Origin of the sequence: Pseudomonas sp. RIT-To-2 (assembly GCF_029623465.1) — a bacterium.
Lineage (GTDB): Bacteria > Pseudomonadota > Gammaproteobacteria > Pseudomonadales > Pseudomonadaceae > Aquipseudomonas > Aquipseudomonas silvicola.
Window position 1 is genome coordinate 151,977 of the sequence record NZ_JAPYKM010000003.1, and the last position, 22,021, is coordinate 173,997.

Consider the following 22,021-nt stretch of genomic DNA (forward strand, 5'->3'; position numbering starts at 1 on the left):
ATGTAATCACAGAAAGTGATCGAGAGCGACCCCTGCCCATGGAAACCTGCCTGACCACCGACGACGTCGTGCGCCTGCGCGCCAGCGCCTCCAAGGCTTGCGCGCTGCTCAAGGCACTGGCCAACGAAGACCGCCTGCTGATCCTCTGCCAGTTGACCCAGGGCGAGCGCAACGTCGGCGAGCTGGAGGCCGGCACCGGCGTGCGTCAGCCTACCCTCTCCCAGCAACTGGGGGTGTTGCGCGACGAGGGCCTGGTGGCCACCCGCCGCGAAGGCAAATACATCTTCTACGGGCTGGCCAGCCATGAGGTGATCCAGGTCATGAAGACCCTTTCGGGTCTGTACTGCGGCACCGTGCTCACCAGCCTCGGTGCGCAACCCCTTACCCAATGACAGTGTGGACGGCATGCAAGAGAACCTGCAGCAACAGGATGCGACCGCCAGCAACGCGGACATCCTGATCATCGGCGGCGGCGCCGCCGGCATCGGCCTGATCGCCAGTTTGCTCAAGCGCCAGCCTGGCCTTTCGATCACCCTGGTCGAACCTTCCGATACCCATTACTACCAACCCGCGTGGACCCTGGTAGGGGGCGGCGCCTATGCCGCCGGCAAAACCGCGCGGCCCACGGCCGATGTACTGCCCCGCGGGGTGAAATGGCTCAAGGCCGCGGTGCAGAGCATTGATGCCGATGGCCAGCGCGTGGTGCTGGAAGATGGCCGTCAGGTGGCTTACCGGCACCTGGTGGTGTGCCCCGGGTTGCGCCTGGCCTGGGAGCAGATCGAAGGCCTGGAAGAAACCCTGGGGCGCAACGGTGTGACCTCCAATTATCGCTTCGACCTGGCGCCCTACACCTGGGAACTGGTTCAGGGGCTGCGGGGCGGCAAGGCCATCTTCACCCAACCGGGCATGCCGATCAAATGTGCCGGCGCGCCGCAGAAGGCGTTGTACCTGTCGTGTGACCACTGGCGGCGCAGCGGGGTGCTGAACGCCATCGATGTGGAGTTCAACCTCGCCGGGCCGGCATTGTTCGGCGTGGCGGCGTATGTGCCAGCGTTGATGAAATACATCGACAAGTACCGCGCGCGGTTGGCGTTCGGCTCGAAACTGGTGAAGGTCGACGGCCCGGCGAAGACCGCGTGGTTCGACAGCCTGGATGCCGACGGCAACCTTGTGCGCCAGGCGAAGGCCTTCGACCTGCTGCATGTGGTGCCGCCGCAGGTGGCCCCCGCGTGCGTGCGCCACAGTGCCCTGGCCAATGAGGGCGGTTGGTGCGAAGTGGACCCCGCTACCTTGCAACATGTGCGTTACCCACAGGTCTTCGGCCTGGGCGACGTCTGCGCCACCAGCAACGCCAAGACCGCGGCGGCGGTGCGCAAGCAGATCGTGGTGGTAGCCGAGAACCTGCTGGCCCGGCGCGCCGGGCGTTCGATGCCGTTGCGCTACGACGGCTACGGTTCGTGCCCGCTGACGGTGGAGAAGGGCCGGGTGGTATTGGCCGAGTTCGGCTATGGCGGCAAGCTGTTGCCTACTTTTGCGCTGGACTCCACCGTGCCCCGGCGTTCGGCCTGGTGGTTGAAGGCGCATTTCCTGCCGTGGTTCTACTGGCATGGCATGCTCAAGGGCCGTGAATGGCTGACCCGCTGCACAACCACTGAATAGGGGCGGGTGATGCTGGCGCTTGTATTGGGCGGCCTGATCGGGATGGTGCTGGGGCTGACCGGGGCCGGTGGCGGTATCCTGGCTGTGCCGGCATTGGTGCTGGGCCTGGGCTGGCCCATGACCCAGGCCGCGCCGGTGGCGTTGCTGGCCGTGGGCGTGTCGGCGGCGGTAGGCGCCCTTGACGGCCTGCGCCAGCGCATCGTGCGTTGGCGCGCGGCGCTGTTGATGGCGCTGCTGGGCACCTTGTTCACGCCGCTGGGCCTGCTGGTGGCCCACCGCATGCCGGAACGCGGGCTGATGGGGTTGTTCTGCGCGGTGCTGCTGGTGGTGGCCTGGCGCATGTTCAGCCAATCCCGGGACCGGCCGTGCGCTGGCTCGGGTATCGACCACAGCTGGGAGCAGAAAAACTGCATGCTCGACCAGCACACCGGACGTCTGTCCTGGACCTTGCGCTGCAGCATCACCTTGTCGGTGGTGGGCTCGTGTTGCGGGTTTCTTACCGGTCTGCTGGGGGTGGGGGGTGGTTTCCTGCTGGTGCCGGCGTTCCGGCAACTGACCGACATTCGCGTGCATGGCATCATCGCCACGTCATTGATGGTCATTGCCCTCGTGTCGGGCATGGCGATCCTGGGTGCCTTGCACGCTGGCGTGCGCATCCCGCTGGAGGGTGGGTATTTCATCGTTGCCAGCGTTGCCGGCATGGTGATTGGCCGGGTGCTATCGCCCCGGCTGCCCGCGCGCGTATTGCAGGCAGGCTTCGCGGCGTTGTGCGTTGGTGTGGCGTTGTACCTGGGCGCGCGGGTTCTCTGACCGCGTCCCCTGTACCCCTGTGGTGGTTCCCTGTGGGACCGGGCGAAGCTCGGGAAGCAGCCACCGCGCTATGGCTCCCCACAGGGGCGCAGCGCGGTCTGTTTCGCAGGAGTGGGTCCTGACGCGGCGGGGATCCGGTATGCTGCGGACCGATTTGCAACAAAACGTTGCAGCAGTAATCGTCCAAGAACAAGGAGCACCCCGTGGACCCAACCGCCATCGCCTGGCTCGCCCATGATACCCGCCTCATTCTCTGTTGCCTGGTGGCCATCGCCACCATCATCGTGCTGATCAGCGTTACCCGTCTGCCGCCCTTTCTTTCCATTCTGGTCGGTACCTTCATCGCCGGCGTCGGCGCCGGGCTTGCTCCAGAGGAGGTGGCCAAGGCCTTCAGCAAAGGCGCCGGGGGTATCCTGGGCGAGGCGGGAATCATCATCGCGCTGGGCTCGATGCTCGGCGCGCTGATGGCCGAATCGGGCGCGGCCGATCGTATCGCCAGCACATTGCTGGGGCTGGGCAAGGGCCGCAGCCTGCCGTGGGTGATGGCGCTGGTGGCCCTGGTCATCGGCCTGCCGCTGTTCTTTGAAGTGGGGCTGGTGATGATGGTGCCGATCATCTTCGTCATGGCCCGCCAATCGGGCCAGCCCCTGCTGAAGATCGCCATCCCGGCACTGGCCGGCATGACCACCTTGCACGCGCTGATGCCCCCACACCCGGGGCCGCTGATCGCCGTCAGCGCGCTGCACGCCGACCTCGGCCTGACCATGCTGCTGGGCTTCACCATCGCGGTGCCGGCGGTCATTCTGGCCGGGCCGCTGTATGGCAATTGGTTGTCGCGGCGCATGGACGTTCAGGCGCCCGCCGAGCTGGGTGCGTTGTTCGACGCACGCCCCTGCGGGCAGCGGCAGCCGGGCTTCGGCATTTCCCTGCTGATCATTCTGCTGCCGGTGCTGCTGATGCTCGGCAGCACATTGGCGAAGGTGGTATTGGCGCCGGAAACCACCTTGGCCCTGACTCTGAAATTTCTGGGTGAACCCTTGATTGCCCTGGGTATCGCCGTGCTCGCTGCCGTGGTCTGCCTGGGCTGGGCCAACGGCCTGCCCCGCGAGCAGGTGGGCAATACCTTGCGCAAGGCCCTGGCCCCCATTGCCGTGTTGCTGCTGACCATCGGCGCGGGCGGTGGCCTGAAGCAGACGCTGCTGGACGCTGGCGTCAGCCAGACCATCAGCAAGGCAGCCGAAGGCGCGCACATGCCGTACCTGCTGCTGGCCTGGCTGATTGCCGTGGCATTGCGCCAGGCCACCGGATCGGCCACTGTCGCGACGACTACCACGGCGGGCATCCTGGCGCCGATGATGGCGGGGCTGGCGGCGACCCAGAGTTCACTGGTGGCCTTGGCCATCGGTGCCGGCTCGGTGTTTTTCTGCCATGTCAACGACGCGGGTTTCTGGATGGTGCGCGAATACTTCGGCCTGCAGCTCAAACAGACCATCTGGGTATGGTCGGTGTTGCAGACCATCGTCTCGGTGGTCGGGCTGGTGGGAACGATGCTGCTGTGGTGGTGGCTGACATAACGGCAGTCCGGCGGATCTGGCCGCGTTTTACCACGCGGCATATCTGGCGTTGCGCGGCGGGGGCGACGCGGCCAGGTCCGCTGCTACGACGTTGGTATTTGTTCGTCCCATATATGGGGATTTAAATTCACATATTGAATATTCGCCGCCAGCTGGTTTAAGGTCTCTGCAAGGGCACTCGTTGCCCCTCGATAACGACAATAATGAGAGAACCGTCATGACCCAGCCGACGCTGAACGACGGCTTGCACGCCAGTACCATGGCCAAGCTGAACCTCAAGCTGATCCCGTTCCTGATGCTGCTGTACATGGTGGCCTACATCGACAAGTCGAACATTTCGGTGGCGGCGCTGCAGATGAACGCCGACCTGGGGTTGTCGGCGGCCATGTATGGCTTGGGCGTTGGACTGTTCTTCCTCACTTATATCCTGCTGGAAGTACCCAGCAGCCTGATCATGACCAAGGTCGGGGCGCGCCGCTGGATTGCCCGCATCATGATCACCTGGGGTATCGTCGCCGCTGGCATGAGCCTGGTGCAGACGGCCAACCAGCTGTACGTGATGCGCTTGCTGCTGGGCGCCGCCGAGGCCGGTTTCACCCCGGGGATCATCTATTACCTGTCCCAGTGGTACCCGCGCAGCGACCGGGCCAAGGCCATGTCGTTCTTTTACATTGGTGCGGCGCTGGCGTCGGTGATCGGCTTGCCCTTGTCCGGCGCTTTCCTGCACCTGGATGGCCTGGGGGCGGTCAGCGGCTGGCGGTGGCTGTTCCTGCTCGAAGGCATTCCCGCCGCGGTGCTAGGCGTGGTTGTGTTGCGCTACCTGCCGGATTCACCCCAGAGCACCCACTGGCTCGACGAACCGCAGAAAGCCTGGCTATCGAGCACCATTGCCGCCGAGCAGGCGGGCACCTTGATTTCCCACAACGATGCGTGGCACGCGGCCTTTCGCAGCCCGCGGGTGTGGTTGCTCAGCCTGTTCTGGCTGTTGCAGGCCTTCGGTACCATTGGCATCACGTTGTTCCTGCCACTGATCGTGCAGTCGGTTTCCGGGCAGGGCTCGTTTGTGGTCAGCCTGATGTCGGCGCTGCCCTTCCTGCTGGCGTGCGTGTTCATGTACGTGAATGGTCGGCACTCGGACCAGCGTGGCGAACGTTCGCTGCACTTGGGTGGGCCTTTGCTGGTGTCGGGCATCGTGCTCGGCACCGCCGTACTGTGCGGCAACCAGGGCCTGGCCTATGCGTTGCTGGTGCTGGCCGTGGCGCTGAACTGGGCGGCGACGCCGGTGTTCTGGGCCACCACTACCGAAACGCTGTCCGGCCCGGCCGCAGCCGTGTCCATTGCCTTGATCAACTCCATCGCCAACCTCGCCGGGCTGGGCCTGCCGCCGGTGATGGGCTGGATCAAGGACGTCACCCATACCTACGATTACGCCTTGCTGCTGGTGGCCTGCGCCTTGCTGGTCGGCGGCATGCTGGGGGTGTACCTGGGCGCCGAGCGTGTCCGTGGCCCAATTCATGTGCAAGGAAAAGTTGATGAACGCAAACGTGCTTAAGATCGCTCGCCTGCCGGACATGCTCACCGAGCGCCTGTTCGCCGATTTCGCCGTGCTGGACAGTGACGAGCAAGGCAGCGGGCTGGGGGAGGGCGCGGCGCATATTCGCGCGCTGGTGGCCAACGGTGAGTCCAAGGTCACTCGCGAGCTGCTGGCGCGCCTGCCCGCACTGAAGATCATCGTGGTGTTCGGTGTGGGCTACGACGGCGTGGATGTGGCCGCCGCCCGCGAACGCGGGATTGCCGTGACCCACACCCCGGACGTGCTGACCGACGATGTCGCCGACTTCGCCATGGCGCTGCTGCTGGGCATTGCCCGCGGCACCGCCCCGGCGGACCGCTTCGTGCGCCAGGGCCGCTGGGCCGACGGCCCCATCGCGTTCACCCGCAAGGTCAGTGGCGCCCGCCTGGGTATCATCGGCCTGGGGCGCATAGGCCGCGCTATCGCCCGCCGCGCCGAGGGCTTTGGCATGAGCATCGCGTACAGCGGTCGCACTCGCCAGGCGGTGGAGTACGCGTGGTATGCAGACGTTCGGCAACTGGCAGCCCAAGTCGACTTCCTGGTGGTGGCAGTGGGCGGCGGGGCGCAGACCCTGCACCTGGTCGATGCCCAGGTGCTGGCTGCTTTGGGCCCCCAGGGTTACCTGATCAACGTCGGGCGCGGCAGTGTGGTGGACGAGGCCGCGCTGGCCCAGGCCCTGGTCACCCGGCAACTGGCGGGGGCGGCGCTGGACGTGTTCGAGGACGAGCCCCGGCCACACCCCGGTTTGCTGGGGCTGGACAATGTCCTGCTGACGCCGCACATGGCCAGCGCCACCTGGGCCACGCGGCGTGCCATGGCCGACCTGACCCTGGCCAACCTGTCGGCGTTTTTCGATGGCCAGCCACTGCCCACGCCGATTCCCGGCTGAGGCCTACAGTTGAAGTGTCTTGATGAACTTCAACAGGGCACCAAAGCGGGCGGTGTACATGCGCGAGTGAGGCCAGATGGCATAAATGGGGTAGCGTGTGGTGGCCGCGTTCAGATGCAGCGGTACCAGGCGCCCGTCTGCCAAGGGTTCGCGAATCACCAGGTCGGGCAGGCAGGCGAGGGCAAGGCCCTTGATGGCAAAATCGATGCGCGCCGCCATGTCATTGCAGATCAGCGTGACGGGCAGTTCCGCCCCGTGCGCCAGCGTCAGCGGCCAGGGCTCTATCTTGCCGCTCTTGGGTTGGCGGTAGTGCAGCAACTTGTGCCCGGACAACGCCGCCACGCTCGTTGGCGTGCCATGCTCCATCAGGTACTGGGGCGACGCGACGATCAGCCGAGTGAAGTCACCGAGCCAGTGGCTGCGCAGGTTGCTGTCGCTGATCTCACCGACGCGGATCGCCATGTCGAAATCCCCCTCGACCAGGTCGACCAGACGGTCGGTGTACTGAACCTCCAGTTCGATCTCCGGGTACTGGCGGCTGAAGCTGGCCATCATGTCGACCAGCCGATCGCTGATGGGCGCCACCGTTATCTTCAAGCGGCCACGCGGCTGTTGCGCCGACTGCGCGACTTCACTGGTCAGGTATTCCAATTCTTCGATGATGCGGCGGCTGCGTTCCAGCAGCCGCTCGCCATCAGCCGTCAGCGACAGGCTGCGGGTGGTGCGCTTGAACAGGGGGACGCCCAGGTTGTCCTCAAGGCGCGCGATGCGCTTGCCCACCGCTGAGGCCGAGACCCCCAGGGCACGCCCGGCGGCGACGAAGCTGTGTACCTCCGCGACTTGTACGAATACCGAGATGGCCGCGACAGATTCCAGTATGAACGCTCCTATTGCGGACATGGATGACCGTACAGACTGGAACCATAGCTGACTTTCTCCGTAATGACGAACCGACTAGGCTTGATACGAGCCGCATGTCAATTGACACAGGAGTTGTCGCCAATGAAAGCGTTTGTAACTGGTGTGACAGGGTACATCGGGGGTTCGCTGGCCGTTGCCCTGCTCAAGCAAGGGTATGAAGTACGCGGCCTGGTACGCTCCAATACTCACATCAGGGAATTGGGTAACCTGGGCGTGATTCCGGTGCTGGGAAGCCTTTATGACACCGACATCGTGGCGCGCCAGGCGCAGGACGCCGATGTGGTCGTCAACGCTGCGGATGCCGACAACGCCTATGTGGTGAGTACTTTATTGGGAGCCCTGAAGGGCACCCCGACCCGGTTATTGCATGTCAGCGGTGCCAGTGTGATCGGTGATCGGGCGGGCGGCGCCTTCAGCGATCAATGCTGGACCGAGGCCAACCAGCCACAGCCACGCCTGGAGAAAGTCGGCCGCGTGGCCATCGACCATGCGCTGCAGGATGCTGCCCGCGACAAGGTGCATACGCTGGTGGTGTGCCCGACGCTGGTTTACGGTGAGGGCCTGGGCGTGCGCAAGCAGTCCATCCAGATTCCCTTGCTGCAGGCCCTGGCGCGCAAGCACGGGGTGGCAGTGTATGCCGGCAGTGGCGAGAACCGTACCGGCCATGTGCATATTCAAGACCTGGTCAGCCTGTGCCTGCTGATGATCGACGAGGCCCCCGCCGGTACGTTCCTGTTTGCCGAAAACGGCGAGGTAGCCATGAAGGACCTGGCTCAGGTTTTGGGGAATCAACTGGGTTTCGCCGCACCCGCGCAGTCGAAATCCATGGCGTACCTGCTCAAGGAGTGCTGCTTCGATGACCCCCAGGAAGCCGAATACGGCCTGGGCTCCAACATCCGCGTCTGCGCCGACCGTGCCCGCGAGCTAGGCTGGCGCCCCAGCCACCATGACCTGCTGGGGTGGCTGGCCCGGTGACGGTGGCCAGCCGCCCGTCTTGGGAGTTCAACCCTTACGGTGCAACCGGGAGCCTCGTTGCCCCCCGGCTGCCCGGGACCTATCGAGAAAAAGTAGTGCGAGGAGTGCGTGTGCTGATCAGCGAATTGGCTCGCCAGAGCGGAATCAGCCCCCGGATGCTGCGCTACTACGAGGACCAGGGGTTGCTGCGGCCTGTTCGCAAGGCATCGGGCTATCGTGATTACCGCCGCGCCGACCAGCTGCGGCTCGCCCAGATCAGCGCATTGCAGGCCACCGGAATGACGCTTGAGGTCATTCGCCAGATCCTTCCGCCGCTGCTGGGCGAGGCGCCGCCGGCCCACCCCTGTTCCCCTTTGGTGAAGGCGCTGCATGAACAGCGCCGCCAGGTGCTCGATGCGATACAGGAGCAACGGCGGGCGCTGGGCATCATTGACCAGTATCTGAGTGACCTGGGCCAGGTTGATGTGGTGCCGGTGGCCAACCAGAACCTTGAGAGCGAGGCTCCCCTGGCGTGCCGAGGGTGATGCTCAGATGCAAGGCTCCTTTGGTGCGGCCGGTCACTATCAACCCCCGCAGGTCCTTGACCCAGAGAGGTTCCCCCAGCGCAGGTGGCGCGAGCGTGGTGGCCACTGCCACCACCTGACAATGGGCTGCGTGGGCGGCCTTGAGCCCGGCAGGGGCGTCTTCCACGGCCAGGCAATGCTGCGGTTCCACGCACAACTGCCGGGCCGCCGCCTCATAGCCGTCGGGGGCAGGCTTGCCTTCACTGACATCTTCGGCTGCGATCAGCAGGTGTGGGACGGGCAGCCCCGCGGCCCGCAGGCGGCGCTCGGCCAATGCTCGGCTGGCCGACGTCACCACGGCCCACCGTGCGCCCTTCAGCGCCTGCAGCAGGGCCAGGGCGCCGGGGACGGCGACGATACCCTCGGTGTCCAGTAGTTCTTCGGCGATGATGCGCGCGGTCTCGGCAGCCACGTCAACCCCCGCAGGGGCGAACTGGCGCACGGTTTCCTCGCTGCGGCGGCCGTGGGCGCTGTGCAATATCAGCGCGGGGTCCAGGTGGTGACGTCGGGCGAAGCGCAGCCAGGTGCGCTCGACCACGGCGGTGGAATCCACCAGTGTGCCGTCCATGTCCAGCAGCAGTGCCGCTACGGTCAGGGTCACAGGCATGTCAGTCGATCTCCGGGTAGTTGAACAGTGCGCGCAGTTGACGCAGGTCGGCCGGCAGGTCAGCGATGCCCTGGCGGTAGTCGTTTTCCAGGTAAAAACAGCAGTTGGCGGCTGGCCGGCGCAGGCTGGCAAGCAGTTGCCGCCGCTGCGCGGTGTCGGGCCACCCGCCCTTGATGTGTACCTGGGGGCACCAGTGGCCTGTCAGGGCCCTGAGCAGCGCGGGCAGGACATGGCCGGCCTGAGCGAGGTTGCCGGGGTCCAGCAGCAGGGTAAAGTTGCGTCTGCCTACCTGGCGAATCAGGTGCAGGGTAGTGGCGGCATCCAGGTCGCTTTCATAGGCCACCTCCAGCCCCCGGGCGTGGGCCAGGTCACAGGCAAAAGCCAATTGCCGGCTGCTGGCGCGCAGGTGCTCGGCCGTGTGGATACGGCTCAGGCGAAAACCAGGCACCAGAATCAGCGGTGCACCCAGGGCATGGGCCAGGTGCACGGCCTCCGCCAGGGTCTGCCTGACCCGCACGGCGTGGGCCAGGCCATGCAACCCCAGGTCGTTGAGGCGGTTGCAGGCGACGGCATCGATGCCGACCTGGTGGTCGCGGCAGGCCCGCAGCAGTGCAGGCAGCTCTGGCGCCAACAGCGGCGTGCGGCCTGGGCCGCCCACATCCACCTGCAGGCGGCCCACGCCCAAGCTCGCGGCCAAGGTCACGGCGCTGGCACCGCTGACCGGCAGGCGCCAGTCCACCAGCCCCAGAGGCACGGGCCCGCTCATGTCGACGGGCGGCTTTGTGAGCCGGGTAGCTGATGGCTGACGTCGTGAACCTGCCCCTTGGCATCCACCACCAACGCCCGGCCATGAGCGCCGCCCCCCAGGGTGCGGTACAACTGAACGGCTACGTTCTGGAAACAGGTGCTGCTCATGTAGCTGCTGTAGTCGAAGCAGGCATCGCGACGCCGGCGTATGCCGGGGGTGTCGACCATGCCGGCCGGCAGCAATTGCACCACGCGCAGCTGGGATTCGGGGTATTCCTGCGCTACTGAATGCAGCAGGCTGGAGGCGGCGGCCTTGGTCGCGGCATAGCCGGCGCGCAGTGGGCCGGCGTTGTAGACCACTTCCGAAGACAGCCCCACGAACAGTCCGGGGGCACGCGCCAGCAAAGCCGGCAGCGTCGCGGCCAGGGTCTGCCAGAGGCCGTTGAGGTTGGTGGCCAGTTGATCGCGCCATTGGCTTTCAGGTACGTCGAGCAAGGGTGCCCGTCCTGAACCATAGGCAACGGCGCTGTAGAACACGGCCGTCAGCCGTGGGCCGAAGCGGGTGACGGCATTTGCCAGCTCGCGCCGACTGTCATCGCTGCGCGTCAGGTCCAGCGGCCACCAGTGTGCGCCTTCCAGGCCCGGCTGGGCCAAAGGGTCGGAACGGCTGAAAATAACGACCTGGGCTCCTTCGGCGAGCAGGGCCTTGGCAATGGCGCGGCCGATGCCGGCCGAGCCTCCCACCACGAAGACACAGGGCGCATCGTTGTTCACGGGCTGCATGGCGAAGGCTCCAGAAGGGTAGCCCGCAGCACCGCCGGGCAGGGGTTGATGGTCATGGCGACTTTGATGAAACGGCGCCCATCCAGGTGTCGGCCGTGGCCGTTGGCGATCTGCTGCATCAGGCGGGCGGCGGCTTCCAGGGGTACATGGTGCGTGACCAGGGGCATGAAAAGCCCGGGTTGGCGCGCCAGCCAGGCGCAACTGTCCATCAGATGGCGGGTGGCTACCCCGCGGTGGCCAAACAGCACCCGCGTTCGGCGCCAGCGATCCCGCGTGTGCACGAAGGCGCCTTCCAGGGGCTGGCCGCCGCAGTTGAGCGCGCGCACGCCAGCCAGGTCCTCGACCTCAGGCAGCGCTGGCAGGTGGCTGGCGGCCGGCACGCCGCCCAGCAGGTCGATGACGGCGTCGCTGGCCAGGTAGTCCAGTGCGTGTTCCAGGCAGCGCAGTGTGGCGTTGCGGGGCGTGGCCAGCAACGCCGCGGTGGCGCCGCAGTCGCGCAAGCGCGCGTCCAGCCCCGGGTCGTCACGCAGCACGCAACAGGTTTCGGCCAGAGCATGCTGCTGGCTCCACCGCAGGCCGCTAAGGCTGTTGTGGATCAACAGCACAGGGCTGTCAGCGCCCAGCAGGGTCCGGGCGCAGCGCGCGACAAGGTGGCCGATGGTGCCATCGCCGTACACCAGCAGGGGGCCGGGGCGTTTATGCCGCGCCATCAGTTGCAAACCGTGGATCACGCTGGCCAGTGGTTCTATCAAGGCTGCCAGCGGCGCAGGCAGGTCAACCGGCAGCGGTACCACCAGGCCTGCCTCGACCATCGCCGCAGGTACCCGCAGGCGTTGCTGGAACAGGCCGTCCTGCAAGTGGCCGAGCAGCAGGCTGGGGTCGTGGGGGTGGGTAGGGTTGAGGATCACGTGCTGGCCCGGCTGCCAGTGGGCGGCCGCCCCCTGGCCACAGGCGATGATCCGGGCCACGCCTTCGTGGCCCAGTACCACGGCCGGGTCATGGCGCTCACCGCGCAGCACCTGCAGGTCGGTGCCACACAGGCCTGCCAGCAAGGGGGCCACCAGCAGGTCGCCGTCATGCAGCATCGGCAGGGGGCGTTCACGCAAGGACACGTGCGCGGCCTGGTGAACAATGGCCAGGGGGTGGGTGATCATGATGTCCACTCCCGCGCCGCTGTCTTCATCTGCAACCCGGCCCCGTACAGGCCATCGGCGGTGCCGGGCGGGGCGATGACAATACGGTTCATGATGTAGCCGGGGTCGAACTTGCTCGTCAGGTACAGGCCGGCTTCGTCAAAGTGCGTGGCCAGGGCATCCAGGTAGTGCTGGCCCAGGTGGGTGCTGACGCCACCGGTCAGAACGATCCGATCAAGCTCCGGGTCCAGCGCCAAGGCGCACCGCAGGGTGTCAGCCATGGCGCGGGTGCCCAGGCGCAGCAGCGTCAGGGCATAGGGGTCGTGGGCATCCAGGGCGTCGGCCAGGGCCGCTTCATGCTCAACCCCCGCGGCGCGCAGGCGGCCGAGCAATGACCCGGCCCACAGCGGGTGGCCGTGTTGGCGCAATGCCCGATGCAGGTTGCGCAAGCCACGGCCGGAACTGAAGGCCGCCAGATGGTTGCGCCCGCCACAGTCGCAGCACAGGTCCAGGGTACGGCGTGGCGCCCACTGTGCGGGCGCCACCGGCAGGTGGCCAATTTCGCCCTGCAGGCCGAAGCTGTCCACGGGTACCTCGCCGGTGCGCAAGTCCAGGGTGCGACAGGCAATGCCCGTACTGACCGTGATCAGCATCACCTTGCGCAGGGGCGGCGATTGCGGCGCCAGTTGGCTGGCGTAGTGCAGCAGGGCGCAGGTCACGTCATTGGCCACGTGCCAGCGCACGCCAGGGGTACGCCGTGCCAACTCGCCCGGCAGGTCAAGCCCGCCGCAATCGCTGCCCCATAACGGCCCGGAGCCGTATACCTGGCCGCTGCGGGCGTCCATGGCCGCCCCCAGGGACACACCGCAGCGGCGCGCACCTTGCGCCAGCGCAGTGCCGACCAGGTAGGCGAGCAACCCTTCCTTGAGTGAGGCCGCGCTGGCCTGGCGGTCACTGTGAAAACTCAGCGCCGGATGGTGTTGCACCTGGGCCAGTGGCAGGCCAGGGCTGAAGTGCGCGGAGCGGAACCAGGTGCCGCCGATATCGAACACCATCGCCGGCGAAAGGGGATCGGCGAGGGCGTCCGGCCAGAATCGAAACGCTTGCATGGCGACTCCTCAGGCGCGTTGGCGCTCGTTTGACGAACGTTGCAGGGCAACCCAGTCCAGTGCTCCGGTCAGCTCCTGCGGCCGCAGGTCATTGACGAACACGCAGTGGCCCAGTGGGCCGGGCAATGGCACACGCTGTTGGCCATCACGGTGCTGCACCGCCTGCGCCAGGGCCCGCTGAAGCAGGGTTGCGTTGAATACCGGGTTCTGGGTGGGCAGCCCGCAGCGTTCGATGAGCTGCAAGGCCCTGGCCCCTTCGGCTTGGCTCAGGTAGCCGCGGCGGGTCGCCAGGCCCAGGCTCAAGGCCATGTCCACGGCCACGGCCTCGCCATGCAGCAGCATCGGCTTGGCATGCAGTTCAAGAGCGGGGCTGAAGGTGTGGCCGAAATCCACGCTGCGGGCCAGTTCCTGTTCCCACAAGTTGGGGGTCAGTTGCGCGAGCATGCCGCTGATGGCGCGTTCCATGATTTGCGCCAGTGGCCCACCGGGGGTGGCCCAGGCGCGGGGGGGCAGATGGCCGACCGCACTCTCCAGGGCATGAAACAGCCCTGCATCGTCGATCAGCGCCATCTTGATGATCTCTGCCAGGCCATTATTGATGTGGCGCTGGCTGAGGCTGGCGAGAAAGCCGGGATCGATCAGCACTCCAGCCGGCGCAAAATAGCTGCCCAGGCGGTTCTTGTGGCCGCCCTGATTAACCCCCGTCTTGATGCCGATGCCGGCATCGATCTGGCCCATGAGGGTGGTGGGGACACGCAGGTACGGCACGCCGCGACGGTACAGGCTGCAGGCAAAGCCCACGAGGTCCGTGAGCACGCCGCCGCCAATGGCTACCACCATTTCATGACGGCGCAGCAGCCCCAGGCGGTCCATGGCGTGCACGATCAGCAACGCCTGTTCCAGGTTTTTGTGGCTTTCATCGATCTCCAGTACCTGCCAGGTGGCCTGAATGCGCCAATGGTCGAAGTAGCGGCGCAAGGCTTCGCCGTACAACGTATCGACGTTGCGATCCACCACCACCAGCCGGCGCTGCGGTGTGTGGCGGGTGCACCCGCACTGCTGGGCCAGCAGCGGGTTTTCGGGCTCCAGCAAGCCGTTGGCGATGCGTACACTGAACTGTACGGGTTGGCTGGCAGTGACCTGCCAGGCTGCCGTCGGGTGCGCGGGCAGAGCGGTATCGGCGCTCGACAGGGGGGCGGCAATCGGGTTCATGGTGCACTCCTGTTGAAAAAAGGATGTCAGGCGATAGGCGCATGGTCGACCTTGACCCAGCAGCGCTCCTTGGCAGAGGCCAGGATGGCCTCGGTGATTTCACAGCAGCGCAGGCCGTCGACGAAGTTGGGGGCGGGCGATTCGCCGTCGCGCAGGGCCCGGCTGAAGTCGCGAAAGCCCAGCGCGAACGCGTCGCCGTAGCCCATGCCCTGGGCGGTCACACCCACGTCCTGCTCACCGCCCAAGGCCGGGAACCAGAACAGTTCGGCGCCCGGATGAGCGCGGCCCAGGGGAATGGTGCGGTAGCCTGAAAGGTGCGGGGCGTCGGCACTGTCAAATACCTGTAGTTCGTTGCTGCGTTCCCAACTGAAGCGAATGGCGCCGTGCTCGCCCACGACCACGAAATACACATCGTTCTTGTACCCTGGCAGCGCCCAGCTGGCCTTCAGCGTGCCGCTGGCGCCGTTGTCGAAGCGCACCATGGCGCAGGCCAGGTCATCGACTTCCACGGCCCCCTGGCGCTGGCGATCGTGGGGCAGCGGCCGCTGGTCGATGAAGCGCTGGGTGGTGGCGACGACGCTGTCTACCTCGCCCACCAGGAAACGCGCCAGGTCAATGATGTGCGCGCCCACGTCACCCAGCGCGCCGGCACCGGCCGGCCCCTGGCGGAAGCGCCAGTGCAGGGGGATGGTGGGGTCGTTGTTGTGGTCCTGGAAGAAATGCCCTTCGAAATGGCGCACGGCGCCAATCGCGCCCTGGCTGATCAGTGCCTTGGCCTGGGCGATGGCAGGCCAGCTGCGGTAGGTGAAATTGACCCGATGCACCCGGCCACTGTCGTGGGCCGCCTGCGCCAGTTCGCGGGCGTGGCGAGCACTGGTGGCCAGGGGTTTTTCACACAGCACGTGTTTGCCCTGGCGGAAGGCATCCAGGCAGATTTCGTGATGCAGGTCGTTGGGGGTAGCGACGCTGACCACATCGATGTCGGCGGCACGGGTCACCTGCCGCCAGTCATTGCCGAAGGCTTTCCAACCCCAGCGCCCGGCTTCCCGTTCGGCGGCGGCCAGGTCGGTGTCGACAATGCGCACCAGTTCGAAACGGTCACGAGGGTCGTCGCTCAGGCCCGCCAGGTTGTTCATGGACAGGCTGTGCAACTTCGCCATGTAGCCAGCACCGATCATGCCGGTGCGCCAAGGGGTTTGTTCGTGCATGGGCTGCGCTCCTGTAAGTGAGGTTGCAGCCACATGGCACCCTTGACAGCGCTGTGAAGGTCAATCGCTTTGTGCAAATATTTTCGTCAGCGCGTCACAGGCCGCGTGCAGGCACGCCCAAGCGGGGTGGCGCAGTGATGGGGAGCAACGCGATGAAGGGGGACGGCATAGCGGCCGTGGGGCCGCGCCAGGCCTGACGCGGCAGGCCAGGAATGGTGCGGCGCTTTGTGGGTACGGGCAGGCCGAATCAGGCCGCCGCTTCTTGCTTGAGGGTTGCGATATCGATGACGAAGCGGTACTTCACATCGCCCTTGAGCATACGTTCATACGCCTCGTTGATATCCTGGATAGCGATCAGTTCGATGTCCGAGACAATCCCGTGCCGGGCACAGAAATCCAGCATCTCCTGGGTTTCCTGAATGCCACCGATCAACGACCCGGCCAGGCTGCGACGCTTGAAGATCAGGTTGAACACCGTGGGCGAGGGGTGCGGTGAATCCGGTGCGCCTACCAGGGTCATGGTGCCGTCACGCTTGAGCAGCGCCAGGAACGGGTCGAGGTTGTGGGGCGCCGCCACGGTGTTGAGGATGAAGTCGAGCTGATTGGCCTGGGTGGCCATCTGTTTTTCATCCTTCGACACGATGACTTCGTCGGCGCCCAGGCGCAGGCCATCTTCACGCTTGTTCGGCGAGGTGGTGAACAGCACCACGTGCGCGCCCATGGCATGGGCGATTTTCACCGCCATGTGGCCCAGGCCACCGAGGCCGACCACGCCTACTTTCTTGCCCGGCCCCACCTTCCAATGGGCCAGTGGCGAGTAGGTGGTAATGCCGGCGCACAGCAAGGGTGCCACCGCGGCCAGGTTGTCGGTAGGGGCGATGCGCAGCACGAACTGCTCTTTGACCACGATGCTGTCGGAGTACCCTCCAAAGGTGTTTTCACCGCCAAACACCGGGCCGTTGTAGGTGCCGGTAAAGCCATTCTCGCAGTACTGCTCTTCACCCTCGGCACAGGATGCGCACTGCTGGCAGCTGTCGACCATGCAACCCACGCCCGCCAGGTCGCCCACCTTGAAGTTTTTCACGTTGGCGCCCACTGCCGTGACCTTGCCAACGATCTCGTGGCCCGGCACCGAGGGGTACAAGGTGTTGTGCCATTCGTTGCGCACGGTGTGCAGGTCGGAGTGGCACACCCCGCAAAAGAGAATATCGATCTGCACATCATCGGCGCCCGGGGCGCGGCGCTCGAAGCGGTAGGGCTTGAGGGCGTCTTTGGCAGTTTGCGCGGCATAGCTGTACGTCTGGGTCATGACGATCACCTCGGTGGGGATGGCCGGAACAGGCCGTTGAAAAGGCTTGGAACAGCATAGTCGCCGTAAAGTGCCGTGAACCGTTTCACCGACCAACGATGTCATGGCCCATGCGCGTGTTCGCCACGCCTTGAAATGATGAAACCTTGGCCCAAGGTAATGATCAGATTGAGTTGCTGGAAAGCGACCTGTTAGGCTGGGAGATCAGCGTGTCGTCGGCACAGTCGGCCGCTGCATGAATCTTCCGCTCCAAGACCTTAGGAGAACTATTGCAATGGCAACCCCAACGAAGAAGCCCGCAGCTGTGAAGAAACCTGCAGCGGCCAAGAAGCCAGCCGCCAAACCCGCCGCCGCAGCCAAGCCGGCAGCCGCCAAGGCCCCCGCTGCCGCCAAGGCGGCACTGGACAAACCGGCCGCTTTGAAAACGCGTGCCCGTGCGCTGGCCACCCCTACGGACCTGGGCAGCGATGCCACCCGTGACCTCAGCGGTGCGCTGAACAAACTGCTCGCGGACGTGTTCGCGCTGTACCTCAAGACCAAGAACTTCCACTGGCACGTCAGCGGCCCGCACTTTCGCGACTACCACCTGCTGCTGGATGACCACGCTACCGAAATCTTCGCCATGGTCGATGCCATCGCCGAACGTACCCGCAAGATCGGCGGCAACTCGCTGCGCTCCATCGGCCACATCGCGCGCCTGAAGTCCATCCTGGACAACGACGCCGAGTTCGTTCAGCCGCTGGACATGCTCTCCGAGCTGCAAGGCGACAACAAAGGCCTGGGCGCTTACATGCGCGAAGTCCATGAACTGTGCGACAAGTACAATGACATCGCCACCGCCAGCCTGATCGAGAACTGGATCGATGAAACCGAACAGCGTACCTGGTTCCTGTTCGAAACCAGCCGCCAGGGCGACGTGACCACCGGTCACTGATCCCTTCGCCACCCGCCCCAGCTCTGTCGAAGGGGTTGGCTGCAGGACCGGGCGTCGCCCGGCCCTGCGGCAGCTCCTGCAAGAGTGCCGCGCACAGCGCTAGACTCAACCGGTAATCACTGCTCAAGAGGCTTGAGTCAAGCGATGCAATTTCTTTCCGAACACTTCGGCTGCGAGGGCTGGCGCGGCGAAATGTCCGCGCGCATCCGCGCCTTCGACTGGTCACTGACCGAGCTTGGCCCCTTGCAGCAATGGCCCGTCAGCCTGCGCATGGCGGTGCAGTTCCTGCTGGCGTCCCCGGTACCGCTGGTGATGCTCTGGGGTCGCCCTGGCTACATGATCTACAACGACGCCTACTCGGTGTTCGCGGGTGGCCGGCACCCCTACCTGCTGGGCTCCCCCGTGGAACTGGGCTGGCCTGAGGTCGCCGAATTCAACCGCCATGTGGTCGACACCTGCCTGGCCGGTGGCACGCTCTCCTACCGCAACAAAGAGCTGGTACTGCTGCGCGACGGCGTGCCCGAAGACGTCTGGATGGACCTCTACTACAGCCCCGTGCCGGGTGATGACGGCCGGGCTGCGGGGGTCATGGCCGTGGTCGTCGAAACCACGGCGCACATGCTCTCGGAGAAGGCCCGCGAGCAGGCGGAAGCGGCCTTCCGCGCGACCAACGAACGCTTGCAGATGGCCCTCAACACGGGTGCGGTGCTGGGCTCCTTCGTCTGGGATGTGCGGCAGGATGTGCTCTCGGGCGATGAGCGTTTCGCCCGCACCTTTGCCTATCCGGCTTCGCTGGGCCTGGATTGCCTGCCCTCTACCGTTGCCATGGAGCGGGTGCACAAGGAGGATCGACCGCGTATCCGCGCCCTGATCGACAAGGCCGTGCGTGATGGCGGGCCGTACACCGCCGAGTACCGTATCCGGCATGGCGAGGGGAGCGAGTACCGCTGGGTACTCGCCAGCGGCCGTTGCGATTATGACGACGAAGGGCGGCCCACGCGGTTTCCCGGGGTGTTGATCGATATCCACGAACGCAAGGTCGCCGAGACCGCGCTGGTACAGTTGACCCTGGACCTGGAGCGGCGCGTCGAGCAGGAAGTGCGCGCCCGTTCCGAAGCCGAAGACCGCCTGCGCCAGTCACAGAAGCTGGAGGCCATCGGTGGCCTCACGGGCGGTGTAGCCCATGACTTCAACAACGTCCTGCAAGTGATCGCCGGTAATCTGCATTTGCTGGCGCGCCAGCAGCGCGACAACCCCCAGGTGCAACAACGGGTAGCGGCGGCCATCACGGCGGTGGAGCGGGGCGCCAAGCTGTCCTCGCAACTGCTGGCGTTCGCCCGGCGACAGCAGCTGTCGCCGGCGGTGTACAACCTGCGGCGGCTGTCCGATGGCCTCGGTGAGCTGCTGGCCCGCGCGTTGGGCGAAACCGTGAGGGTGAGCATGCAGGTGCCCGATCAGCCCTGGTGCATCCATGTGGATCGCAACCAGCTGGAAAACGCTGTGCTCAACCTGGTCATCAATGCTCGCGATGCCATGAATGGTGAAGGGATGATAGCCATCACCGCCGAGAACCTGGTGCTGGGCCGTGAATTCTGCGCAGGCAAGGAGATCCAGCCGGGCGATTACGTGCGCCTTTGCGTGCGCGACCATGGTGCCGGCATGTCCGCCGCCACGGTCGCCAAAGCGTTCGAGCCGTTCTTCACCACCAAGCCCGATGGCCATGGTACCGGGCTGGGCCTGAGCATGGTGTTCGGCTTCGTCAAGCAAAGCGCCGGGCACGTGGAAATTCTCAGTACCGAGGGCCAGGGCACCACGGTGCAGATGTATTTTCCACGCAGTGAAGCCGCCGAAGTGGAGGAGGACAGCGCGCCGTCGCCACAACCGGTGCAGGGCAAGGAAACCATTCTGGTGGTGGAAGACGATGACCAGGTGCGCATCACCGCCGCCGAATTGCTGGAGCAGTCCGGCTACCGGGTGATCACGGCCGAGAACGGCGACGTGGCCATGCGGTTCCTGCTCGACGGTCTGCAAGTGGACCTGATATTCACTGACGTGGTCATGCCCGGGCAGGTCAAGAGCGCGGACTTGGCGGCCTGGGCCCAGGCCCGCACACCACCACTGCCGGTACTGTTTGCCTCGGGCCATACCCGCGACCTCATCTCGCGCAACAATCAGTTGGCGCCCCACCAGCATCTGTTGCGCAAACCCTACGGCCCCGACGCCCTCACCGCCATGGTACGCCAGGTACTGCAGGCCTGTGGCTGATCAGCGCTCGCGCTCCAGCAGCCGGCGTTTGCGCTCCACGCCCCAGCGGTAACCCGACAGGCCGCCGTCGCTGCGTACCACTCGGTGGCAAGGAATGGCCACGGCCAGGCGGTTGGCGCCACAGGCCTGGGCCACGGCGCGGGTCGCGGTAGGGGCGCCGATCAGCCGGGCGACCTCCGCGTAGCTGGCGGTGCTGCCCACTTCGATACCGCGCAGCGCCTGCCATACCCGTTCCTGAAACGCCGTGCCGCGCACATCCAGCGGCAGGTCCAGGCCGATAGCCGGCGCCTCGACGAAGCCCACCACCTGCGCCACCCATTGTTCGAACTCGGGGTCCGCGCCAATCAGTTCGGCGTTGGCGAAACTGTCTTGAAGGTCGCGCAACAACTGCTCGGGGTCGTCACCCAGCAGAATGGCGCAGACGCCGCGCTCACTGCGCGCCACCAGGATGTCACCCAACGAGCACTGGCCCAGGGCAAAGCGAATGGAGGCCTGCGCGCCACCGTTGCGAAACTGTAGCGGCTTCATGCCCAGGCGCTGGTTGCTCGACGCATAGAAACGGCTGTTGGCATTGAAGCCGGCCTCGTACAGCGCGTCGGTCACCGAACCACCGGGCTTGAGCTGGTCGCGTACCCGTTGCGCGCGTCGGGCATCGGCATACGCCTTGGGGGTGAGGCCGGTGATGCGTTTGAACAGCCGGTGAAAATGATACGGGCTCAGGCCTACCTCGGCTGCCAACTCGGCCAGCGACGGCGGGCTGGGAGCCGCGTCGATCACCTGGCAGGCATGAGTCACCAGTGCTGCCTGGCTGGCCTGGGCGCGCCCGGCCAGGGCATGGCGGCTGGGGCGGTAACCAGCGGCTTCTGCCAGTTCGGGGGTGTCGAAAAACTCGACATTCTCCCGCCGTGGCTGGCGTGCCGGGCTGCCCGGGGGGCAGTATAGGCCGGTCGTGCGCACGGCGTAGACGAACTGGCCATCGGCGCTGGCATCGCGGCTCAGCACCGCCTGCCAGCGGGGGTCGTTTTCGGGCACGGTGTTCATGGGGATCGCCTTGCAATTGAACAGAGCCCCAGCTTAGCCCGCTGCACGGTGGCAAACACTCCGAGTCTTGCGCGGCAATTCGCGCTTCAGAAGTTCGCCGGGGTGTTGGCGCTGATCACTTCCGCTTCGTCCTGGCCAATGTTGCGGAAACGGTGCGGCAGGGTGGTGGGAATGTAATAGCCGTCGCCGGCATTGAGGATGCTGGTCTGGCCGTCGATGGTCAGTTCGATGGTGCCGCGGGTGACCACGCCACATTCCTCGCCTTCATTGTGCACGATGAACTCGTCACCCGAGTGGGCGCCGGGCGCATACAGCTCGCGCAGCATGCGCATGTCGCGGCCGGGCAGCGTCGCGCCCACCAGCAGCAAGCGCAGGCCTTCACGGCCCAGGTCCGGCTGTTCGTCGGAGCGGAACACATAGCGTTCCTGCTTGGGCGGCTCATCGAAGGTGAAAAAGTCGGCCAGGCTCATGGGAATGCTTTGCAGCAGTTTCTTCAGCGAGCTCACCGACGGGCTGACGCGGTTCTGCTCGATGTTGGAAATGGTCGAGTTGGTCACGCCGCTGCGGCGCGCCAGTTCCCGTTGGGACAGTTGAAACCGTTCGCGCACCAACTTCAGTCGTGTTCCGGTATCCATAGGTGCCTTATTGTTCAGAGGGCTTCATGTCGAAAATGACCTGACCTTTATAACCATCGCGGCGGGCAGGTCAA

At 65.6% G+C, this 22,021-nt stretch carries 21 protein-coding genes; 10 read left to right on the plus strand and 11 right to left on the minus strand.

The window, feature by feature from the left end:
* The first annotated feature begins 38 nt into the window (after positions 1-38).
* From QBK88_RS04120 to QBK88_RS04145, 6 genes are all read left to right on the plus strand, one after another.
* Positions 39-392 (plus strand): ArsR/SmtB family transcription factor, encoded by a 354-nt coding sequence (locus QBK88_RS04120; RefSeq protein ID WP_158158189.1) that lies wholly within the window; start codon positions 39-41, stop codon positions 390-392.
* Between the two features lie 13 nt (positions 393-405).
* A complete protein-coding gene (locus tag QBK88_RS04125; protein WP_277961014.1) occupies positions 406-1,659 on the plus strand; it encodes an NAD(P)/FAD-dependent oxidoreductase in 1,254 nt (417 codons plus the stop codon).
* 6 nt (positions 1,660-1,665) lie between these two features.
* Positions 1,666-2,469, plus strand: coding sequence for a sulfite exporter TauE/SafE family protein (locus QBK88_RS04130; protein WP_277961015.1), 804 nt, complete (start codon positions 1,666-1,668; stop codon positions 2,467-2,469).
* A 203-nt stretch (positions 2,470-2,672) separates the two neighbouring features.
* Positions 2,673-4,043: a GntT/GntP/DsdX family permease gene (locus tag QBK88_RS04135; RefSeq protein WP_277961016.1), complete on the plus strand. Its 1,371-nt coding sequence runs from the start codon at positions 2,673-2,675 to the stop codon at positions 4,041-4,043.
* 217 nt (positions 4,044-4,260) lie between these two features.
* Positions 4,261-5,595 carry an MFS transporter gene (locus QBK88_RS04140; protein ID WP_277961017.1) on the plus strand — a complete coding sequence of 445 codons (1,335 nt, stop codon included), beginning with the start codon at positions 4,261-4,263 and terminating at the stop codon, positions 5,593-5,595.
* Positions 5,576-6,505 carry a 2-hydroxyacid dehydrogenase gene (locus tag QBK88_RS04145; protein WP_277961018.1) on the plus strand — a complete coding sequence of 310 codons (930 nt, stop codon included), beginning with the start codon at positions 5,576-5,578 and terminating at the stop codon, positions 6,503-6,505. Before QBK88_RS04140 ends, QBK88_RS04145 begins: the two co-directional genes overlap by 20 nt.
* A 3-nt stretch (positions 6,506-6,508) precedes the next feature.
* Here QBK88_RS04145 and QBK88_RS04150 read toward each other — a convergent pair whose 3' ends face one another.
* Entirely contained in the window at positions 6,509-7,405 is an 897-nt protein-coding gene (locus QBK88_RS04150) for a LysR family transcriptional regulator (RefSeq protein WP_277961019.1), read from the minus strand.
* A 102-nt stretch (positions 7,406-7,507) separates the two neighbouring features.
* Between QBK88_RS04150 and QBK88_RS04155 the strand changes: the two genes are divergently transcribed.
* A complete protein-coding gene (locus QBK88_RS04155) occupies positions 7,508-8,401 on the plus strand; it encodes an NAD-dependent epimerase/dehydratase family protein (protein WP_277961020.1) in 894 nt (297 codons plus the stop codon).
* A gap of 110 nt (positions 8,402-8,511) precedes the next feature.
* Complete coding sequence (locus QBK88_RS04160; RefSeq protein ID WP_277961021.1) at positions 8,512-8,925, plus strand: MerR family transcriptional regulator; 414 nt, start codon at positions 8,512-8,514, stop codon at positions 8,923-8,925.
* Here the strand turns inward: QBK88_RS04160 and QBK88_RS04165 are convergent.
* From QBK88_RS04165 to QBK88_RS04200, 8 genes are all read right to left on the minus strand, one after another.
* The gene (locus tag QBK88_RS04165; protein WP_277961022.1) at positions 8,828-9,571 is read right to left on the minus strand and encodes an HAD-IA family hydrolase; all 744 of its coding nucleotides are present in this window, start codon (positions 9,569-9,571) and stop codon (positions 8,828-8,830) included. The genes QBK88_RS04160 and QBK88_RS04165 overlap by 98 nt on opposite strands.
* Before the next feature lies 1 nt (position 9,572).
* Positions 9,573-10,337 (minus strand): TIM barrel protein, encoded by a 765-nt coding sequence (locus QBK88_RS04170; protein ID WP_277961023.1) that lies wholly within the window; start codon positions 10,335-10,337, stop codon positions 9,573-9,575.
* On the minus strand, positions 10,334-11,101 hold the full coding sequence (locus QBK88_RS04175; RefSeq protein WP_277961024.1) for an SDR family NAD(P)-dependent oxidoreductase: 768 nt from the start codon (positions 11,099-11,101) through the stop codon (positions 10,334-10,336). The genes QBK88_RS04170 and QBK88_RS04175 overlap by 4 nt, the downstream gene beginning before the upstream one ends.
* Positions 11,089-12,255, minus strand: coding sequence for an alcohol dehydrogenase catalytic domain-containing protein (locus QBK88_RS04180; RefSeq protein ID WP_277961025.1), 1,167 nt, complete (start codon positions 12,253-12,255; stop codon positions 11,089-11,091). The genes QBK88_RS04175 and QBK88_RS04180 overlap by 13 nt, the downstream gene beginning before the upstream one ends.
* The gene (locus QBK88_RS04185; RefSeq protein ID WP_277961026.1) at positions 12,252-13,343 is read right to left on the minus strand and encodes an ROK family protein; all 1,092 of its coding nucleotides are present in this window, start codon (positions 13,341-13,343) and stop codon (positions 12,252-12,254) included. The genes QBK88_RS04180 and QBK88_RS04185 overlap by 4 nt, the downstream gene beginning before the upstream one ends.
* 9 nt (positions 13,344-13,352) lie before the next feature.
* Positions 13,353-14,555, minus strand: coding sequence for a sedoheptulose 7-phosphate cyclase (locus QBK88_RS04190; RefSeq protein WP_277961027.1), 1,203 nt, complete (start codon positions 14,553-14,555; stop codon positions 13,353-13,355).
* Between the two features lie 26 nt (positions 14,556-14,581).
* Positions 14,582-15,763, minus strand: a complete 1,182-nt coding sequence (locus tag QBK88_RS04195; protein WP_277961028.1) for a Gfo/Idh/MocA family protein — start codon at positions 15,761-15,763, stop codon at positions 14,582-14,584.
* A gap of 247 nt (positions 15,764-16,010) precedes the next feature.
* Positions 16,011-17,072, minus strand: coding sequence for an NAD(P)-dependent alcohol dehydrogenase (locus QBK88_RS04200; RefSeq protein WP_277961029.1), 1,062 nt, complete (start codon positions 17,070-17,072; stop codon positions 16,011-16,013).
* 274 nt (positions 17,073-17,346) lie between these two features.
* Between QBK88_RS04200 and QBK88_RS04205 the strand changes: the two genes are divergently transcribed.
* On the plus strand, positions 17,347-18,006 hold the full coding sequence (locus tag QBK88_RS04205) for a Dps family protein (RefSeq protein WP_268144066.1): 660 nt from the start codon (positions 17,347-17,349) through the stop codon (positions 18,004-18,006).
* A 144-nt stretch (positions 18,007-18,150) separates the two neighbouring features.
* A complete protein-coding gene (locus QBK88_RS04210) occupies positions 18,151-20,271 on the plus strand; it encodes an ATP-binding protein (protein ID WP_277961030.1) in 2,121 nt (706 codons plus the stop codon).
* Here the strand turns inward: QBK88_RS04210 and ada are convergent, their stop codons facing one another.
* Together ada and QBK88_RS04220 are read right to left on the minus strand one after the other, a co-directional pair.
* The gene (gene ada / locus QBK88_RS04215) at positions 20,272-21,312 is read right to left on the minus strand and encodes a bifunctional DNA-binding transcriptional regulator/O6-methylguanine-DNA methyltransferase Ada (protein WP_277961031.1); all 1,041 of its coding nucleotides are present in this window, start codon (positions 21,310-21,312) and stop codon (positions 20,272-20,274) included.
* A gap of 86 nt (positions 21,313-21,398) precedes the next feature.
* Positions 21,399-21,947: a cupin domain-containing protein gene (locus tag QBK88_RS04220; protein ID WP_277961032.1), complete on the minus strand. Its 549-nt coding sequence runs from the start codon at positions 21,945-21,947 to the stop codon at positions 21,399-21,401.
* Between the last annotated feature and the right edge of the window lie 74 nt (positions 21,948-22,021).

What these genes read in the sequence shown, in the direction of transcription:
- QBK88_RS04200 (WP_277961029.1), bottom strand. Translation starts at nt 17,072, where the DNA reads ATGACCCAGACGTACAGCTATGCCGCGCAAACTGCCAAAGACGCCCTC.
- QBK88_RS04210 (WP_277961030.1), top strand. Translation starts at nt 18,151, where the DNA reads ATGCAATTTCTTTCCGAACACTTCGGCTGCGAGGGCTGGCGCGGCGAA.
- QBK88_RS04170 (WP_277961023.1), bottom strand. Translation starts at nt 10,337, where the DNA reads ATGAGCGGGCCCGTGCCTCTGGGGCTGGTGGACTGGCGCCTGCCGGTC.
- QBK88_RS04120 (WP_158158189.1), top strand. Translation starts at nt 39, where the DNA reads ATGGAAACCTGCCTGACCACCGACGACGTCGTGCGCCTGCGCGCCAGC.
- ada (WP_277961031.1), bottom strand. Translation starts at nt 21,312, where the DNA reads ATGAACACCGTGCCCGAAAACGACCCCCGCTGGCAGGCGGTGCTGAGC.
- QBK88_RS04195 (WP_277961028.1), bottom strand. Translation starts at nt 15,763, where the DNA reads ATGCACGAACAAACCCCTTGGCGCACCGGCATGATCGGTGCTGGCTAC.
- QBK88_RS04175 (WP_277961024.1), bottom strand. Translation starts at nt 11,101, where the DNA reads ATGCAGCCCGTGAACAACGATGCGCCCTGTGTCTTCGTGGTGGGAGGC.
- QBK88_RS04140 (WP_277961017.1), top strand. Translation starts at nt 4,261, where the DNA reads ATGACCCAGCCGACGCTGAACGACGGCTTGCACGCCAGTACCATGGCC.
- QBK88_RS04180 (WP_277961025.1), bottom strand. Translation starts at nt 12,255, where the DNA reads ATGATCACCCACCCCCTGGCCATTGTTCACCAGGCCGCGCACGTGTCC.
- QBK88_RS04190 (WP_277961027.1), bottom strand. Translation starts at nt 14,555, where the DNA reads ATGAACCCGATTGCCGCCCCCCTGTCGAGCGCCGATACCGCTCTGCCC.
- QBK88_RS04185 (WP_277961026.1), bottom strand. Translation starts at nt 13,343, where the DNA reads ATGCAAGCGTTTCGATTCTGGCCGGACGCCCTCGCCGATCCCCTTTCG.
- QBK88_RS04155 (WP_277961020.1), top strand. Translation starts at nt 7,508, where the DNA reads ATGAAAGCGTTTGTAACTGGTGTGACAGGGTACATCGGGGGTTCGCTG.
- QBK88_RS04125 (WP_277961014.1), top strand. Translation starts at nt 406, where the DNA reads ATGCAAGAGAACCTGCAGCAACAGGATGCGACCGCCAGCAACGCGGAC.
- QBK88_RS04165 (WP_277961022.1), bottom strand. Translation starts at nt 9,571, where the DNA reads ATGCCTGTGACCCTGACCGTAGCGGCACTGCTGCTGGACATGGACGGC.
- QBK88_RS04220 (WP_277961032.1), bottom strand. Translation starts at nt 21,947, where the DNA reads ATGGATACCGGAACACGACTGAAGTTGGTGCGCGAACGGTTTCAACTG.
- QBK88_RS04145 (WP_277961018.1), top strand. Translation starts at nt 5,576, where the DNA reads ATGAACGCAAACGTGCTTAAGATCGCTCGCCTGCCGGACATGCTCACC.
- QBK88_RS04150 (WP_277961019.1), bottom strand. Translation starts at nt 7,405, where the DNA reads ATGTCCGCAATAGGAGCGTTCATACTGGAATCTGTCGCGGCCATCTCG.
- QBK88_RS04205 (WP_268144066.1), top strand. Translation starts at nt 17,347, where the DNA reads ATGGCAACCCCAACGAAGAAGCCCGCAGCTGTGAAGAAACCTGCAGCG.